General features: G+C 57.5%; 12 protein-coding genes. 6 read left to right on the forward strand and 6 right to left on the reverse strand.

From position 1 onward, the window contains the following. Positions 1-73 precede the first annotated feature (73 nt). The 6 genes from RFM40_RS26665 (at position 74) to RFM40_RS26685 (ending at position 9,707) form a co-directional block, all read left to right on the forward strand. Positions 74-2,011: an acyltransferase family protein gene (locus tag RFM40_RS26665; protein ID WP_320216509.1), complete on the forward strand. Its 1,938-nt coding sequence runs from the start codon at positions 74-76 to the stop codon at positions 2,009-2,011. 190 nt (positions 2,012-2,201) lie between these two features. Then, positions 2,202-2,951: a carbonic anhydrase gene (locus RFM40_RS26670; protein WP_320216510.1), complete on the forward strand. Its 750-nt coding sequence runs from the start codon at positions 2,202-2,204 to the stop codon at positions 2,949-2,951. Positions 2,952-3,941: 990 nt separating this feature from the next. After that, entirely contained in the window at positions 3,942-5,180 is a 1,239-nt protein-coding gene (locus RFM40_RS26675; protein ID WP_320216511.1) for an MFS transporter, read from the forward strand. Between the two features lie 351 nt (positions 5,181-5,531). Beyond that, positions 5,532-6,464, forward strand: a complete 933-nt coding sequence (locus RFM40_RS33785) for a saccharopine dehydrogenase family protein (protein ID WP_320318912.1) — start codon at positions 5,532-5,534, stop codon at positions 6,462-6,464. Next, positions 6,355-7,710: a SidA/IucD/PvdA family monooxygenase gene (locus tag RFM40_RS26680; protein ID WP_320229381.1), complete on the forward strand. Its 1,356-nt coding sequence runs from the start codon at positions 6,355-6,357 to the stop codon at positions 7,708-7,710. The genes RFM40_RS33785 and RFM40_RS26680 overlap by 110 nt, the downstream gene beginning before the upstream one ends. Continuing rightward, the gene (locus tag RFM40_RS26685) at positions 7,707-9,707 is read left to right on the forward strand and encodes a class I tRNA ligase family protein (RefSeq protein WP_320216513.1); all 2,001 of its coding nucleotides are present in this window, start codon (positions 7,707-7,709) and stop codon (positions 9,705-9,707) included. The genes RFM40_RS26680 and RFM40_RS26685 overlap by 4 nt, the downstream gene beginning before the upstream one ends. A 192-nt stretch (positions 9,708-9,899) precedes the next feature. On the opposite strand, the gene RFM40_RS26690 is transcribed toward RFM40_RS26685, so the two are convergent. The 6 genes from RFM40_RS26690 to nodC form a co-directional block, all read right to left on the reverse strand. Further along, complete coding sequence (locus RFM40_RS26690) at positions 9,900-10,667, reverse strand: sulfotransferase (protein ID WP_320216514.1); 768 nt, start codon at positions 10,665-10,667, stop codon at positions 9,900-9,902. Between the two features lie 213 nt (positions 10,668-10,880). After that, on the reverse strand, positions 10,881-11,669 hold the full coding sequence (locus RFM40_RS26695; RefSeq protein ID WP_320216515.1) for an ABC transporter permease: 789 nt from the start codon (positions 11,667-11,669) through the stop codon (positions 10,881-10,883). A 3-nt stretch (positions 11,670-11,672) separates the two neighbouring features. Continuing rightward, positions 11,673-12,581 (reverse strand): nodulation factor ABC transporter ATP-binding protein NodI, encoded by a 909-nt coding sequence (gene nodI, locus RFM40_RS26700; protein WP_320229382.1) that lies wholly within the window; start codon positions 12,579-12,581, stop codon positions 11,673-11,675. Between the two features lie 10 nt (positions 12,582-12,591). Then, positions 12,592-14,304, reverse strand: a complete 1,713-nt coding sequence (gene nodU / locus RFM40_RS26705; RefSeq protein WP_320229383.1) for a nodulation protein NodU — start codon at positions 14,302-14,304, stop codon at positions 12,592-12,594. Positions 14,305-14,318: 14 nt separating this feature from the next. Beyond that, positions 14,319-14,972 (reverse strand): nodulation methyltransferase NodS, encoded by a 654-nt coding sequence (gene nodS, locus RFM40_RS26710; RefSeq protein WP_320229384.1) that lies wholly within the window; start codon positions 14,970-14,972, stop codon positions 14,319-14,321. Positions 14,973-14,975: 3 nt separating this feature from the next. Then, the gene (gene nodC, locus RFM40_RS26715; RefSeq protein ID WP_320229385.1) at positions 14,976-16,319 is read right to left on the reverse strand and encodes a chitooligosaccharide synthase NodC; all 1,344 of its coding nucleotides are present in this window, start codon (positions 16,317-16,319) and stop codon (positions 14,976-14,978) included. Between the last annotated feature and the right edge of the window lies 1 nt (position 16,320).

The raw sequence follows: 16,320 nt of genomic DNA on the forward strand, positions 1-16,320 counted from the left end.
ATAAGGCCACGGTCGTCTTCGTCACTGTTGTGACATCTCACTTTAGTAAAATCACCTCTATATCAGGTAGTCTATGCCGCGATATTTGCGAACCGATATTCAGGCCTTGCGAGGCTTGGCCGTTCTTCTGGTTGTTCTTTATCACGCCCGTCTTGGTCCGGGCGCCGCAGCTTATCTTGGCGTTGACATCTTTTTCGTCATTTCGGGGTTCCTGATCACAGGCCTCGTCAGGACGCATGTTGAACAATCACGGTTCAGCTTTTGGGAGTTCTACTACCGGCGTGCTAAACGCCTGTTGCCGGCTGCCTATGTCGTCATTGCGCTCACGACGATCGCTGCGCCTTTCTTCCTGTCGGAGGTGGAGCTGAAAGGGTTCCAAAACCAGGTTCTCGGGGCCCTCACATTCACCAGCAATATCGTTCTCTGGTTTCAGTCCGACTACTTCGGTGGCGCCGCCGAAACGAAGCCCCTCCTGCATTTCTGGTCGCTCGCTATCGAGGAGCAGTTTTATTTGCTGCTCCCTGCCTTCTTGGCGTTGGCTCCGAGGAGATGGTGGCTGACAGGAGTAGGCGTGCTCCTCGTTGCCAGCTTCTCGCTATGCCTTTATTTAACCTCCCGCGATCCATCCGCCGCATTTTTTCTTTTGCCGACCCGATGTTGGGAAATGGCCCTGGGGTCATTCGGGGCCTTGCTTCCCATCAACCCCAACGTGGCTGCCAAGGTTTCGAGGCTGCGCCTCCCGGCGCTCACACTGCTTCTCTTTGTTGCCGTTGTCCCCACTGGCTCCCCTCATCCGGTCGAGGATGCGGCTGTGGTTTGTCTCGCAACGCTGGTCCTCCTGCTTGCGCCCAGTAGAGATAATGTGGCGGTTCGAGGCATGGCGAGGATAGGAGATGTCTCGTACTCGCTCTATCTGATCCATTGGCCGGTGCTCGTCTTTGTGCGGGCCGCTTGGCTTGCAGATACACCTGCCCTTGCGATCTATGCGGCAGTTGCTTTCTCATTTGTCGCGAGCTGGGTTCTTCACCGTTTCGTGGAAGAGCCGTTCCGGCGGGGATATGCGACGTCCCGTGTACGGCTGGCTTCGGGTCTTGTTGCTGTATCGGTTCTGCTCGGCTTCTCGCCCTCGCTCGCCATTGCAGCGACCCAGAGCAACATTGACTTTGCCTATATCCGACGGATCAACGAAGGTTTGGGACCAGCATGTGATTTCAGGCCCGGATCGCCTCCTCAGGAAATCCCTCGGAACTGCCAAACGACAGACAAGCCCGAGTTGCTGGTCTGGGGTGATTCATTTGCCATGGCGGTGGTTCCCGGCTTGGCCAAGACAATCGGAGAAACGGGACTGGCTCAGCTCACGATGAGCGCGTGCCTCCCTGCTGTCGGAATAGCTGGTTTCTCGAAGCCGCCGACAGCGTCTCCCTATTCCCGCGCCTTCGGCGAGAGCTGTATTCGCTTCAATGACAGCGTTTTGCGTATCTTGAAAGCTCGACCCGAAATAAAGACCGTTGTCATTTCAAGCCCGTTTGGCGTCGCGGCGCCGGGTGAATTCATGCTGCTTAAGAGGACCAAAGATACTTTCACCGAGGTCAATCTTTCTATTGATGAGGCCGTTGATGGCATCAAGGCTCTCGTCGAAGCCGTCCGCGCCTTGGGCAAGCGAGTGGTCGTTCTTGCTCCTCCACCAGTTGGGAATATCGACATCGGTGAATGTCTTGAGAGGAAGGCACGTGGGATTGTTATTGTCGGGCTTTACAGTGACTGTAAAATATACGTCGCACAGTACCGTCGAAGCCATTCCGACACTCTCGAGCTCTTGAACCAGGTGGCCTTGAAGGCTGGCGTAGAGGTCATTTCTTATCACGACTTTCTGTGCGACGGCACAGCATGCAAGACGGAGATCGATGGCAAATTCCTTTACCGGGACAGCGGCCACCTTTCCTATGAAGGATCAGAGATAATCGCTCGCCGGACAAGACTTGCCGAGAGGCTGATTGCGGCTGCTCGTTAGAGCCGATGAGATGGTTTGAAGCAGCCAGATTCGTCCCATGATTCGAAAGCTGGAGGGTGAAGCTTGGTTAGCTAAGCTAGGCCCAATGTCGGGACCCGATCAACTCGCTGGATCGAATGCGTCTGTCCTCGCAACGGCCCCCTTTTTGCAATTGGAAAAGCATCAATTCGCGTAAGGAAGGGAAAGCAATATGCACCGTCGTCACCTGATCAAAGGGTTCGTTGCACAGGGCGCTTGCCTCATCTGTGCCGCGGCCGCGCGTGCGGATGGGGCCCATTGGGGATACACCGGTCAGGTGGGGCCCGAGCACTGGGCCGATCTGGACAGGAAGAATTTCGTCTGTTCGGCGGGTACGCAGCAATCACCCGTTGATATTACCGACGCCGTCAAGGCCGACATGCCGCGTATCGCAGTAGATTGGCACAAGGGCCGCCGCAAGATGGTGAACAACGGCCATACCATTCAAATCAATATGCCGGAAGGCAGCACGCTGACCCGCGGCGATCGCACTTTCGAATTGATCCAATTCCATTTTCATGCGCCAAGCGAGCATCGCATAGCTGGCAAGAGTTTCCCGATGGAAGTGCATTTCGTCCACAAGGACACAAAGAGCGACAGCTTTGGTGTCCTGGGAGTCTTTCTGATACCAGGCGCGACAAATGCCAGCTTTGCAAGCCTGGCAGCAGTCTTCCCTGCGTGGCCAGGCGCGTCAATGGCCGCCGATATCGATCCCAGCGGGCTTCTCCCGGCCTCGCTCAGCTACTGGACCTATGAGGGATCATTGACGACGCCGCCCTGCACCGAGAACGTTGAATGGATGTTGGCAAAAGAACCGGTAGAGGTCGACGCTGCGGATATTGCTCGATTTACCTCGCTCTATCCCCAGAACGCACGGCCTATCCGTTCACCTAATCGGCGGTTCATCCTAGACTTCAACTGAGGCCTTAGAATGCGGCAGTAAAGAATGTTGACCGGCAGAGGAGGCGGCCGCAGAACACGAAAGGCGACCGCCTTTGATGCCCATGCGGTGAAGATGAAAGCGGCCGGATCATTGCGGCCCAGATAACCGCAATGCAGGCCGGCTTCGTTAATGCGCCAGCGATGTGTCATCGGCACCGAGCGCATTTCGTCCATAAAAGTTTTCGGACCGCAGACTTCCGGCTCCGGGCATGATCGCCTGCCGATAGACGGGGCGAGGCTCTATTAGTTAAGGCACCGCCACTCCGCGATGGGAGCCCCGGCTGAAACCGGGTCGGCATCGAGCAACCGCTACAGATCTCCACCACCCATCCCAGATGCGGCAGCGCCTAGTCTCGGCGCAGTTGGCTTTTCGGTGGAGGCCCGCTTCTGGATCGGTAGTCGAAGCGTGCGTATCGTCCGACCGCTTTTAGCCTCGGGAGTTCGATCGCTGTTGCGCCCCACCGACATAAAGGCGTGGTCGCAGGCACGTGCCGCGCCGCAGCATCGGCATCGTGTCGTAGCGCACCTCGCGGCGGCCATCCTGAGGCCCTACCCGCCTCTCAACTCCTGTAGGATAGTTGTGACTCACCGAAGTCAGGCATAGCCGTCTCCACGGCGCCGCCCGACATCTTCTGTCGGGTTTGTCGAGTTCACGATAGGGGCCTTCTTTAGCCGAGCCCTAGCTTTTCTTCAGCTAATCGACTGAAAAGACACCACAAAATTCCTCCTTCGGCTCAATCGATCAAACTGGCATGAATCTTGAGCATCTCCATTGTCAGGCGGGCGGGAGCTGACTGTCGTGGTTAGTGTCACGGGTAGCAACGATGGAGGGTTGGAGCAAAGCGATGCTCTACGGTTGCGCACGCGTTGCTCTTAGCACGTTAAGACATGTGCGCACAGAACGGCCGACTAGCCTTGAAATACAACATCGCTCCGCGCGGAAGCCGCGAACAACTTCATGGAACGAGAAATGAACGCCCCCGCTATTTCAATCGCCAGCACTCGTATTCTGTGGTATAGGCGTATGTTCATCGCTGAAAGATGCCTGATTTCCTTCTCGATGGGCATCTTTGCGCTGCTTCCAGTTTACCTGTTGTCGATTGGGCGAGACGAGATCTTTTTTGGCTCGATCTCAGCAGCAGGCATGGCGACCGCCATCTTAATAGTCTTGATCAGTCCTTCGCTCGCCCGGCGGTTTGGCGTGCGAAGGCTTGCACCTATCGGCGGGCTTCTCTATGCAGCAGGCTGCGCGACCATCCTCGTAAACGAGCTTTCGGGAGTGCGTGCGACACTCCCCTACTTCCTGAGCTACATGCTGCAATCGGGTGGATGGGCGCTGCACTTCACCGTGGGCTCGATCTGCATTGCCGCCCTCTCAAGCGATGCAGACCGGTCATCGAGCTTCATGGCCTACTCTGCATTCTCAACCTTAGGGGTAACCTGCGGACCTCTGCTAAGCAGCCTCCTTACCCGGTTCACCGGCTTGGGCACGCTGGACATGTTCATTCTGGCAATGCTTGCGGCGACGGCAGGTTCCGCATTGTCATCCTGGGCAGCGCAGCGTGCGGCGAACATCCGCAACGCCGATATTCCCAACAACGCCTCGCTTGCACGCGACCTTTTCACTCTCCTCTTTAGCAATTCTGCAATGTTTTTTGTACTCGTACTGCTGTCGGCAAGCATTTACACCACGTTGATAAACTTCCAAGCTCCATTTGCGAACAATTCAGGTCTTCGGTATGAAATATTTTTTGGCTCTTGGGCGATAGCAGTAGTCGGCTCTAGGTTTGCAATTGGTCCGCGCGTGAGCCGCGGTGCGGCCGATCGGATCTTGCCGCTACTCCTGGGCGGGATGGTTATTTCGCTTCTCGGTTTCCACTACTCTCCGGGCCATCCTGTTATTTACGCGGTGGGATCACTAGCGACCGGCATAACCTACGGGCTATCGTATCCCCTGATGCAGGCAGAAGCTGTCCGCGTGACTGCGCCGCAGTCCCGAACCTTGGTGCAGATCATCTTCAGTCTTTCCTATTTCCTCGGCTTGTATTTCTTTCCTTTCGCTGCCGGCATCGTCTCAGTTCACCTGGGGTACGATACACTGACGTTATTAATTGCCGGCTTGGCTCTGCTGCAAACGGCTATTGCTCTTCTTGGCTATCGCATGACCCGGCGCAAGCCCGCCTCGACCGTGGCCGGCAACAAAGGCTAAAGCACGATGTGCGGGAGGTCCCACGTCGTCATCGGAGCCGGGCCAGTCGGCCGGGCGGTGGCCCTGCAACTTGCGGGCCAGCCGGACACGTTGGTTGTCCTGATTGACAGGAGCCATTCTGTGCTTGCTGCGGCGCAAGGGCTTCTGGGCGACCTCAAAAACGTCCGCTTCGACGGGTCGTTAGGTCCATGCGCTCTCTCAATCCAAGCACGATCGCTGATCATGGCTACGTCTTGGAATGACTGCCGAAATCTGGTCGGCAAACTCGCGCACCAAATGCACGAGGCAGGTCTACACACCCCTATTATTTGCGTGGGCAGGCCGGACCCCGAGGATCCTGACATCGCCCGGATGCCGCCTAACGGTCCGCCGGTAGTCTTGGGAGCGGGTCTCGAACCAGGACTGGTTGAATCGTTAATCTCACTGGCAGCAGCTGAACTAGACGGCTTAGAGAGCATCGTAACTCATTGCGGAGGGATTCCCAAAATTCCGGAACCTCCACTGAACTATGCTCTCGCCTTTGGACGTCGGCTGCCCATAGGGCAGAGGCCCGCGTTGGCTCGAGTCAATGGCCGAGCCGTAACACGAAATCGATTCGAAAGCGTGTCTTCGCTGTTCGTGGAGGGTGTCGGACTTCTTGAGGCATACGATGACGCAATGGTTCCGTCGACTGCCGCAAGCACTCATCTAAGCATTCCGACCATCCGGCAATTGACTGTGCGATGGCCGGGCTTTGCGGATGGCGTTCGGATGTTGCATCGCCTCGGGCTGCTGTCCGACGAGGAGGTTGAGATCGGGAGCGCCCGCCTGCGGGTCAAGCACGTCACGGAAGCGCTTTTAACTCGCCGGAGCCCAAAGGAACATGACGACCAGGTCATCCTTGATGTGGCCATTGAGGATCGCCATCGCAAACCTGGCCGCTGGACGTGCATCCTTCGCTCCGCACTTCAGGAACGAGGCTTCTCAAGCATGGCTATCGCGACCGCGGTTCCAGTGGCCGCAGCCGTGGAATGCGTCATGCGCAAACAGTTGCGGGGTGCCATCCACCCCGGTGAAGCCACTCTCGCCGAAGTCGCCTCGATGGCCCTCGGGAAAATGAGGGGAAGCCGGATGGCTGTCTTAGCCGAGCGCGCAACTGGGCTGTTGGAAACAACCACGATTTTTGGAGCCGGTAATGCAAAAGCGGAAAACACTGCTCGTGGGCAGCGGACCAGCAAACCTTGCACTGCTGACGTGCCTGAAAGAATGGGGTTCCTCAGTTCTGGATACGCTGGAAGTCCTTGAGCGCCGCGACAGTGCAGAATGGCACCCAGGCATTGCTTTCGAGGATTCAAGGCTCCAAGTCTCCTTGTTCAAGGACCTGGCGTTCCTGAGGAATCCGGCAAGCCCATTCACTTTTTTCTCGTTCTTGCACGACAGGGAGCTTCTCTATCACTTTATTCATACGAACGAACTATATCCCTCAAGGAAGCTGTTCTCCGACTATCTGGTCTGGGTAAGCGGGTTTTTTGCGAATAAGATTCGTTTCGGCAAGGAGGCGGTGGAAGTCAGGTTCCGCGAGAGGCCATCGGGAATCCCAACCCTTGTCGTCACGGTCCGGGATGTGTCGAGCGGGGACGTTTCGGAAACCGAAGCTGACGACGTGGTCGTGAGCCTTGGGCATGAACCATACCTTCCCGAAGAACTGGCCGTCGATCCCGGCCGCGTGGTGCATTCAAACTTCTTCCTGTCCCATGCGAACGAGGGACTGATCAACGCGAACGCTCGCGTTGCAGTCGTCGGGTCCGGGCAAAGCGCCGGCGAGATAGTCAGATTCCTGCTTCAGCATCGGGAAGTATCGGAGGTTATCGTCGTTGGCCGGCGCCACCTCTTTGAACAGACGGATGACAACCCGTTTGTAAATGACTTCTACACCTATCCACACTCGCTAAAGTTCGCGAAGCTGCCACCCGAAGATCGCAATAGGTTTCTTACCGACACGAGGAACACGAACTTCTCCACCGTCACCAAGGACGTCCTCAAAAGCATCTACGATCTTCGCTTCGAGGACCAAGTGTGTGGACGCGATCGGCTCAGACTGTTTCCGTATACGGAAATCACGGCGGCGGAGCGTGTTGAGGATAGCTTTCGTCTTCACCTTCGCGGAATCGGAAGCAGGCAAGACCTGACAACGCTTGAAATCGACCTTCTGGTTTGCGCGACGGGCTTTTCAAACCGTCGCCATTTATCCTTCCTCCAACCGCTGCAACCGGTCATCGAAGACGCCGCCCTCGTTATCGACGAGTCGTTCGAAGTGGATCTCGGTCAGACGGCATTGCGCCGCTCCGGTCCGCGACCTCGCGTTTTCCTCATGAACCACTCTTTTGGCCTTCGGGGCCCAACGGAGCACACGCTCGGCGGTCTGGCCGAGCGGGCGGCGGTCGTGGCGAAGGCGCTGCAAGACTGGCAGGTGCTTCAACCTGCTCATGGTCGCCCCGAGACCTTGCCAGCGGCATGGCCAACCCGAAATTCAAGAGTGGAAACGAAATGATCTATCCGCAAATAATAGATCTCAAAAATGAAGCACGTGCGGTCCCTATCTCGATTGATGGCGGCATCGTCAGGCATGATCCCTTCCCAGAAGGGGGTAACGTTTCGGTACGTCTGTTGAAGTTCAGTTCAGGCGCGACCACTTGCCGTCACAACCACGGGGAAGTCGAATTTTGGACAGTGATCTCTGGCGGCGTTCGAATTCACCTGGATGAAAAGACCTTCCTGCTGCTTGGCGGAGAGAGCATTAGGATCGACCCGCTGCGCAGGCACAGAATTGAGGCTTTGGACAGCGGTGCAGTCATGCAGACGGTGTGGTGGCACAGCCGCGCAGCGTTCGAAGAGGCGATTTCCACGAAGGAAGCGACAGCAAAAGACAAACCGTTGTTGCTGGTCCCCGCCATGCTTACCCCGAATGGGCAAATGCACATAGGTCATGCCTCAGGACCGTTCCTCCACGCGGATGTGTTGCGCCGAATTGCTGAGACAGGCGACCGAGAGGTCTTCGTGCTGCAGGGCACGCACGGTCATCTTGAGCACATTGCAATTGCGGCCGACGCTGCAGGACTGGAATACTACCAGCTCGCGGAGAAAAATACGGCTTCTTTCCAAGAGGCTCTGGATCGGCTCAACGCAGTCCCGGATATTTTCCTTGGGACAGAGCCAGACCGCCGCGGCAAGGCGGTCGTTCTCGAGGTCTTCAAGCGACTTTGTAGCAAGGGCCTGATCGCTGAAAGAGAGCATTTGGTCCCATATGACGTCGAAAGCGGGCGCTTCAGGGTCGACGCCTTCGTCCACGGCAAATGTCCCTATTGCGGCGGCTATGCTTCCGGCCATGAATGCGAGGATTGCGGCGCGCTGGTCCTCGATGCCGAACTTCAGGATCCGGTTGATCTCGAGGGGCGTTCCCTGGAACGTCGCCCCCTGAAGCGCCTTTTCCTGAACCTCGCTCCAATGCATGACGCGCTCGAATCCTTCGCCTCGCGGTCCTTCCTGCCCATTTACGCCAAGCACTACATCGAATCCTGGCTGAGCCGGGGGCTTCCGGAAGTCTGCATCTCTAACCCAAACCGAGAGGGAATCCGGATTCCAATCCCAGGATTTGAGTGTCAGCGGTTCAACATCACCATCGAACACGTGCCTCGGCACTTGCTTGCCTTAGAAATGATAAGGGAAAAGAGCGGATGCCCTGCCTTGTGGTACCAAATTCCGCGGGACGAGATGCCGGAGCTGAACATTCTTTTCGGGGCGGACAACGCCTTCGGACGCTTGTTGGTCATTCCCGGCGTACTTTCGGCCCTTGATCTGCATGAGATGCTCCCTCGACGGATCTTCGTAAATCAGATGCTCACTCTCGATGGGAAGAAGTTCTCAACATCACGAAATCACGCAATCTGGGTGAACGATATCACTGCAAAAGAAACGGGCGAGCCGCTTCGCTTCTACCTGTGTCGCCGGCGGCCGGACGGTTCTGTTGAGGACTTCTCCCTGAGTTCTTATGAAAGCTGGAAACGGAATTTCTGGGACGGACGGCTGTTAAGATCGACCGGGAAGGCTAACCAGGTCATCGAGCGGGTCGCAACTGACGAGCTCCCTTGTCCTGGCCAGTGGTCAGCCACCGACATTGCGTTCTTGGCGGAGTGCAGACGCTTCAACGCAGAAGTGCGAGCGCGTTTCGAAGCGGATTACCCGGACGTACGTCAGCTGACACATGCAATCGAGGCGTTCGTCGACGCAATCGACCGCTATTCATGTTCAGTGCTGCACGTTCCAGCTGCAGCGAAGGAAAACGAGGCGCTTGACAGGACCGCGGCCCGCGCAGTGACCTTCGCGCTTGTCGGACTCTGTGTCGCGGCCTACCCACTCATACCTGATTTCGCCGTCCGCATCGCAGGGAGTCTTGGGCTGGGGGTCCCCAAGCTCAGCTGGTTAGACCGCGACTGGATAGCCGAGCCAGTGCGTCTGCCTGAAAGCATAGGCGCCAGAGGCGGTGAATAGCCGGTAAAATGATTTCGGACTTACGCGGAGCCGCACATCGAGGAGCGGGCGCGGGGGAAGGCGCGCCAGGAAACGTCGGCGACACGTCTGATGTGGACGCCGATGCCGGTCGGGCCATACGCTCCATCCGTTCCCCAGCATGTGGCCTTCGGTGTTCGCGTGAGTTTCTTTATCTTTCGATAACCTTGACTGTCAGTCGATCGCCACTGCCCTTCCCCTCTCGCCGACGTCAAAGAATCTCGCATAAGGTCCGTGCGAGAAGTGGCGGCGCAACTCATGAAAATTCTCGATCGTTTGCTCTAGCGGTCGCGTTTCCTGGCGCTGAAGTGTCGCCGTACTGGAAAATCGAAGCGCCGGAACGCCTAGGAACTCCCAAATCGCTGTCAAGCATGTAGCAGGTTCGCGCAGGAGGCACTCGTACTCGATCTCAAGCATATTGCTCTTCGTGAAGGATCGCGCGACCCGAGCGTGGAAATCGTCGGCAGCCTTGAAGTATGCCTCACAGTCGGCGGTCGATAATCTAACTTGCGGCGGCGGAGCATCATTGTCCGACCTGAACTTCAGCCATTGGCGCGTTTGTCTCGCCTGTACCAGTGACCGCAGCGATTCCAAGGTATTTTCGCGAACCACGAGGATGACTCTGAGGCCCGGCCAGCGTGTCAGCTCGGCAAAAAAACCCGGACGATCATGAAATTGAGGTTCGTTGACCTTGCAGCCGACATGCGTCGCCTTTTTGTCGCTCTGCGCGGGACAGCACGAGTAGGCAAGCTCAAGCAGCTCTCGATCGCTGCGAAGCAGACGATGCTTATCGGGCCAAGTCGTGGCATATGGATTGAGCAGCTCACCGTTGCTCAGCACATTCGGATGCGCGTTCAGCAATTCTTCCAGGTAGTGCGTCCCAGTTCTTGGCATGGCCAGGATCACGAATGGCGCAGGCGGCGGTATGTGGCTATCAGTCATTGCGTGTGTTCCTAACCAGCATTAGTCGCGGCAGTTCGGGTGGCGCTTCGGACGAGAAGCCTGATTGCCATCTTCGACACTGCCTCGCTCGACGATGTTCGCAACCGGTCGGATTAAGCTCGCACTCAAGCAAACCGTACAATCGAAGGGATAGCACCACGGTCTGCGCTGACAGGGGGCGAGTGCCAAAGCCTCGGCACCGACGCAGCAGCGTCAGCGCATCAGGCGCCGACGCAATAGCGCCGCCGACAAGAAGAACGGCAAAACCGCGTAGACGCAAAGTGTCGTAATATGCAGGCCGAGGCTTTCAGCCGGGCGGCCAAGCATGACTGAGCGGATCAGGTCGACCGAGTGAGCAAGAGGCAAGAGAGACGATACCTGCTGAAAAGCGCCTGGCATTTGGCTGACCGGAAAGACGGCCCCGGACAGGAACAGCATAGGCGTGAGAACAAGCGTTTGATAAAATACGAGACAGTCGTAGTTGGGCGCAAGCGCCGTGACGATCATGGCTAGACTTGCGAAAGCAAGGCCAGTTAGGGCGATGATTGGCAGCGCGTAGAGAAGGGATGGCCACGCGGCATAGCCGAGCGTGGCAGCAACTAGCGTAATCGCCGTACCGGCCAGAAGAGACTTGGTGCCGGCCCAGGCTAGTTCACCAAGTACGATATCGCCGAGCGTGAGTTGAGTGCACAGCATCGCTTCCCAGGTGCGTTCGCCTCCCATGCGAGCAAAAGTCGAGTAGATCGTTTCGTAGGTCGCCGAGGTCATCGCGCTTACCGCGGCCATGCCAGCCGCCAGAAAAGCTACGTACGAAGTGCCTTCAACACGACCTATCATTATCCCGAGGCCAAAGCCGAGAGCGAACAACGAGATCATCGGCTCAGCGAGGTTCCCGAGAACCGCCGCAAGGGCAATTTTCTTCCAAGCCAAATAATTGCGGCGCCACACTGCAACCCAATTCCAGGCATTGGCGGGCATAACGGCCATATAACCTTCGATCATTGTTCAGTCCTTCATCTCGCGCCCGGTCAGCCGCAAGAAGACATCCTCGAGATTCGGCGGACGCTGCAAAAGGCGCAGACCAGCAACCCCACGCAGCTGCCTGAGCACCTGCTCGGGATCGGGCGCATAGCAAAAGAGGGTTTCGCCGCTCAGCTCGATGCGTTGCGCGTACGGCTTGACCAGCGATCTCAGTTCTTGTGGATTGCCGCCATAGACTTCGACCACCTGGCAGCCGATCTGCTCGTCGATCAACGCGTGTGGTCGCCCTTCGGCGATCTTGCGCCCATGCTCGAGCACACACAGCCGGTCGCACAACCGCTCGGCCTCCTCCATGAAGTGAGTGGTCAGAAGTATCGTCTTGCCCCGCGCCAACAAGGAACGCAGGCGTTCCCAGATCAGGTGGCGCGCCTGTGGATCGAGGCCAGTGGTCGGCTCGTCCATGACCAAGAGTTGCGGGTCATTAATCAGCGCACGGGCCATCGTCAGGCGTCGCTTCATGCCGCCGGACAGTTCGGCGACGCGCGCATCCGCCTTGTTCTCGAGGCGGGCGAACTCGAGCAGCGATGGGCTGACCGCTTCGACCTCGCGTTTGCTCATGCCAAAGTATCGCCCGAACACCAGCAAGTTTTCACGTACCGTGAACCTATGATCAAGGTTGTCGAACTGCGGGACCACGCCGATGCGTCCACGTGCCAAACGGGCACGTGCCGGCACTGGCACGCCGAACACCGTGATCTTGCCTGCGTTAGGCGTTGCCATACCGAGGAGCAGCCGTGTGATCGTGCTTTTGCCCGCGCCGTTCGGCCCCAGCAGCCCTAAGCACTCTCCCGGTGCAACGGTGAATGACATGCCGTCGACAACGACCCTTTTGCCATATGATTTCGTCACGCCGACAAAGTCGATTGCCACCATGGTCGCGCACTCAAACCAGCGTAAGGGCGCCGTCGACCGGCGATAGTTCAGTTTCGGGAATTTTGGTCAACAGCACACCATCGGACCATATGTGTTCAATTTTTCCCCAGCCGCAGGCTGCGGCGGCACCCGGAAAGAACCCACGTCCATGGTGGTTGGCACTCGTATTGCAAAGCAGCGGAATGCCCGTGAGTTTTTCATATTCGATGAGTAGCTCGGCCACCTTGTGCTCAGAGGTTCTGGAAATGGTCTGCAGTCGCGCAGAACCGTCGAGATGCACGACAGCGGGGACTTTGTCCCGCCATTCCGCCCGTGTCTGATGGTCGAACAACATGTAAGGATCCGGCGTTCCTGGGCTGAATATTTCCGGCGCGCGGTCCTCAAGGCAGATCGGCGCCACGGGGCGGAAGTGTTCGCGAAGTTTGACGTCGTTGAGATAATCCTTCATTTCGGGCGAAGTCGCGGCCGCGAGAATGCTTCTGCCACCCAGTGCCCGTGGTCCGAGCTCGGCGCGCCCTGTAAGGAAAATGACGGGCTTATTGCTGGCGAGAATGGAAGCGAGTTTTCGCATGCTGCACGGTTCGGAGTTCCATCCCGAAGGCAGTTGGCCATCTAGCAGGGCCGGGCCGCTGTAAACCGACCAATCCAGAGGAACGAAGCCATCTTGCACAACCATTGCGCTGCAAGCGGCACCGATTGCCGAGCCGCTGTCATTCGGAAATGGCGGCACCCAGACAGCATCGAAGAGACCCGCCTCGCGTAAGGCACTGTTCCATTTAATATTGAGACCGCAGCCGCCGGCGATGCACAAATTTCGCGCCCCGGAAAGATGTGCGTGCCGCTCCACAGCGGTCGCCGTTTCGCTGACAAGGAGACGCTCGAGAAAAAGATGAAAGGATGCAAGCACATCTTCGGGTGCCTGATCCCCCAGTCGGAGCGCACTGGCTTCGAAGAAGTCATGCACGCGCGCAAGCAAGGGCTCCGCGCTGTTGATATCCGCACGGTAATGCCTGGCTAGCTCTGTGTCGCCCGCAAAGCGCTCCTGGTAGAGTTCCTGAAACACTGCCACGATGTCTTCATCGACCGACCCGAGTGCGATGTAGGCCATCAGCTTGCCGGCAACACCTAGATCCCAGTCGCCGCGACCCGCCCGCTTATAAGGCCCGAAGTGATGGCCCGCAGCTGCGTAAACATGGCCTATCACTGGGAATAGGCATTCTAGGAACCGGGCGCCGCGGCGTTCTACATAATAGAGGCGTGGAAAGATGCACCCGTCCCAGATTAAGCAGAATGCGGGCTGTCCGGTTTTGGCGAAAGGGCTAGTGCAGTACGCCGAGGTCACATGGCCGGTAACATGCGGGTAGCTTCTATAAGAGAAAAGCCGGCCACCGAGCATCAGGCCGGAGCCGTCGAGCGAAGTGAGGAGGCCCTCGGCATGGCGTTCGACGTAGGGCGCCCCTTTGAGAGTGATCGGACCCGCCCCGCTAAGGACCTGGAACTGCGACTCCAAATCACCGTCCCAGCCGTCGATAACGAACTGATCTACGTCCCGCGGATCCAGACCGTGCTCCGCCAAGGCGGAGACAACTGACTCCAGATGGTCGATGGCTTGATATCGTCGGTTATTGTCCCGCTTCTCCTGTTCAAGGCAAAAGACGAGTTGTCCGTCCTCGACAAGGGCGACCGCCCCGTCATGCGTCAGCTTGATACCACAAATGCGCATAATACTTTCCTCGTCTAACGCAGGCAATTCGACAGATCCGGAGGCCGAACCGGACTCCGAAAACGGGCGAGCAAGCAGTCTTGGTTGGGGGTTTCACCCTGGCACTGCAGATGATCGACAGCGATCAACGTCTCGTTCAGCATTGCCATGACAGTCTCGGCACCAGCGGCGTGACCCCAGCGCCGGCAAGTGGCATCACGCGCCGATCCGAATACCAGGTGCCCCCCTGGCGCAAGCATCCGCGCAAGGTTGCGGATGGCAGCGCGCATCTCGGCTATGCCGTTGAGGTAATAAAGAACCTCCGCCACGACGATCAGATCGAACGGCTCCTCAGTCGAGAACTGTTGAACATCGGAGACTACCCAGGTGATGTGCGGTAGCTCCTTCATCCGTCTGCGCGTTCGATCAATCGCGCGCGGCACGACATCGATTACTGTAAGCCGTTGGCAATGGGGCGCTAGCCTTTCCGTGAACGCGCCTGCCGCACACCCGACTTCAAGTGCATTTGTGATGGATCCATGCAAAAGCGACAGCCGCAGCATTTGCGTGTGACGCTCCCGCTCGAACGAATTGGCATCGAGCAGCCACGGATCGTCGGCGGCCAATTCCCGATCCAACAATCGATGATTATTGTCCAACTTCAAAATTCGTCTACCTCGATTACGCAACCATCACTCATCGGAAGTCACCAGCACCGAACAGTCCCGCGCAAGATGGCGCATACGATTCGGCACCGCATCTTCCGACAATTTTGTAGTGCTTGATTCAGTGGTCAGGTTCTGGACGGGAGCCTGTTTCCCATCATTGACTGCCACGGTGGCAGCGAAGCTGCGCGACAGCCAATCGCTGTTGCTCAACGTACACAACGCATAGGCTTTCAGGGGGAGCAAGAGAAAGACGTTGATGAATGTGTGGACAGCGAAGCCTATAAATCGAAGTTGGCGAGCACGAAGCGCCACCACGCTGCAGCGAACGATGGTCATGAATACAATCATCAGGATTGTCCACCATGGCACGGTGCCCATCAGTGCGAACTGCACGAGGCCTGTTAGCACCGATACGGCGAGTAGTAGCGGCCCGAGATTCTGTCCCACCACGTCCAATGTTAGAAAGCGGTTGAGGCCCGGTAGCAGATTCAGTGCAAGCCAGGTGTCCCGGAAAGTGCTGCGTGCCCACCGGAGTTGTTGGCGCAGATAAGGCCCTAGGCTATCTGGAACGACTGTTGCCGCGATGGCGTCCGGGATGTACTCAGTTCGAAGGCCTGCTTTCAGCATTAGGATCGTAAGATGGCGATCTTCACCGAAGTCGCTTGGCTTTCCCCGAAATGTTTGGGTCTCATACTGATCCAGCAGCAAAAGGAGTGCGGATCGACGGTACATGGCACACGGGCCGCAGCAGCACATTACGGCGCCGAAGCGAGCCTGCGCTGCGCGTTCCTCGTTGCAAGCCAGCCAGTATTCCATATCGATCAACCGGGTCAGCCAAGTGTCGCTCCGGTTGCTGGCTGTCAACTGACCCATGGCTGCGCCGATCCCGGGATCTTGCATCTTCAGCGCAAGCTTTGTGACGACATCGGACGCTAGCATCGTGTCCGAGTCGACATTGAGCACCAAATCTCCAGATGATCGGCGTATCGCGGCGATCTGTGCCTTGCGCTTTCCGGCATTTTTGGGGAGCAGAATGAAGTTGAAGTTCGGGTGGCCCGCGAAGCTCTGGTGAACGGGCGCAACGGCGTCCCGGTTTCCAGAACCGTCATCAACTACATAGACTTGCAGTCTTCCGGCGTAGTCCTGGTTTGCAATCGACGTGAGGCACTCGAAGAGTGTGCGGGGGTCCTCGTTGTAGCAAGGAATGATGACGTCCACGCTCGGCCAAAGATCGGGACTGGCTAGGTTGTCCGAGACCAATGAAACGCTTGCCGTGCCGGCATAAGCGGCTTGCATGCTCTTATATGTGGTCGAGAGCAGCGCATAACACGAGATGGTGACAGTGCTGACTGTGCCAAGAAGGTCCATG

It is taken from the genome of Mesorhizobium captivum, from assembly GCF_033977165.1.
Lineage (GTDB): Bacteria > Pseudomonadota > Alphaproteobacteria > Rhizobiales > Rhizobiaceae > Mesorhizobium > Mesorhizobium captivum.

Coding starts and splice junctions, on each gene's coding strand:
- RFM40_RS26690 (WP_320216514.1), bottom strand. CDS start 10,667: ATGACTGATAGCCACATACCGCCGCCTGCGCCATTCGTGATCCTGGCC.
- RFM40_RS26695 (WP_320216515.1), bottom strand. CDS start 11,669: ATGATCGAAGGTTATATGGCCGTTATGCCCGCCAATGCCTGGAATTGG.
- RFM40_RS26680 (WP_320229381.1), top strand. CDS start 6,355: ATGCAAAAGCGGAAAACACTGCTCGTGGGCAGCGGACCAGCAAACCTT.
- nodC (WP_320229385.1), bottom strand. CDS start 16,319: ATGGACCTTCTTGGCACAGTCAGCACTGTCACCATCTCGTGTTATGCG.
- RFM40_RS26665 (WP_320216509.1), top strand. CDS start 74: ATGCCGCGATATTTGCGAACCGATATTCAGGCCTTGCGAGGCTTGGCC.
- RFM40_RS26685 (WP_320216513.1), top strand. CDS start 7,707: ATGATCTATCCGCAAATAATAGATCTCAAAAATGAAGCACGTGCGGTC.
- nodI (WP_320229382.1), bottom strand. CDS start 12,581: ATGGTGGCAATCGACTTTGTCGGCGTGACGAAATCATATGGCAAAAGG.
- nodU (WP_320229383.1), bottom strand. CDS start 14,304: ATGCGCATTTGTGGTATCAAGCTGACGCATGACGGGGCGGTCGCCCTT.
- RFM40_RS33785 (WP_320318912.1), top strand. CDS start 5,532: ATGCCGCCTAACGGTCCGCCGGTAGTCTTGGGAGCGGGTCTCGAACCA.
- RFM40_RS26670 (WP_320216510.1), top strand. CDS start 2,202: ATGCACCGTCGTCACCTGATCAAAGGGTTCGTTGCACAGGGCGCTTGC.
- RFM40_RS26675 (WP_320216511.1), top strand. CDS start 3,942: ATGAACGCCCCCGCTATTTCAATCGCCAGCACTCGTATTCTGTGGTAT.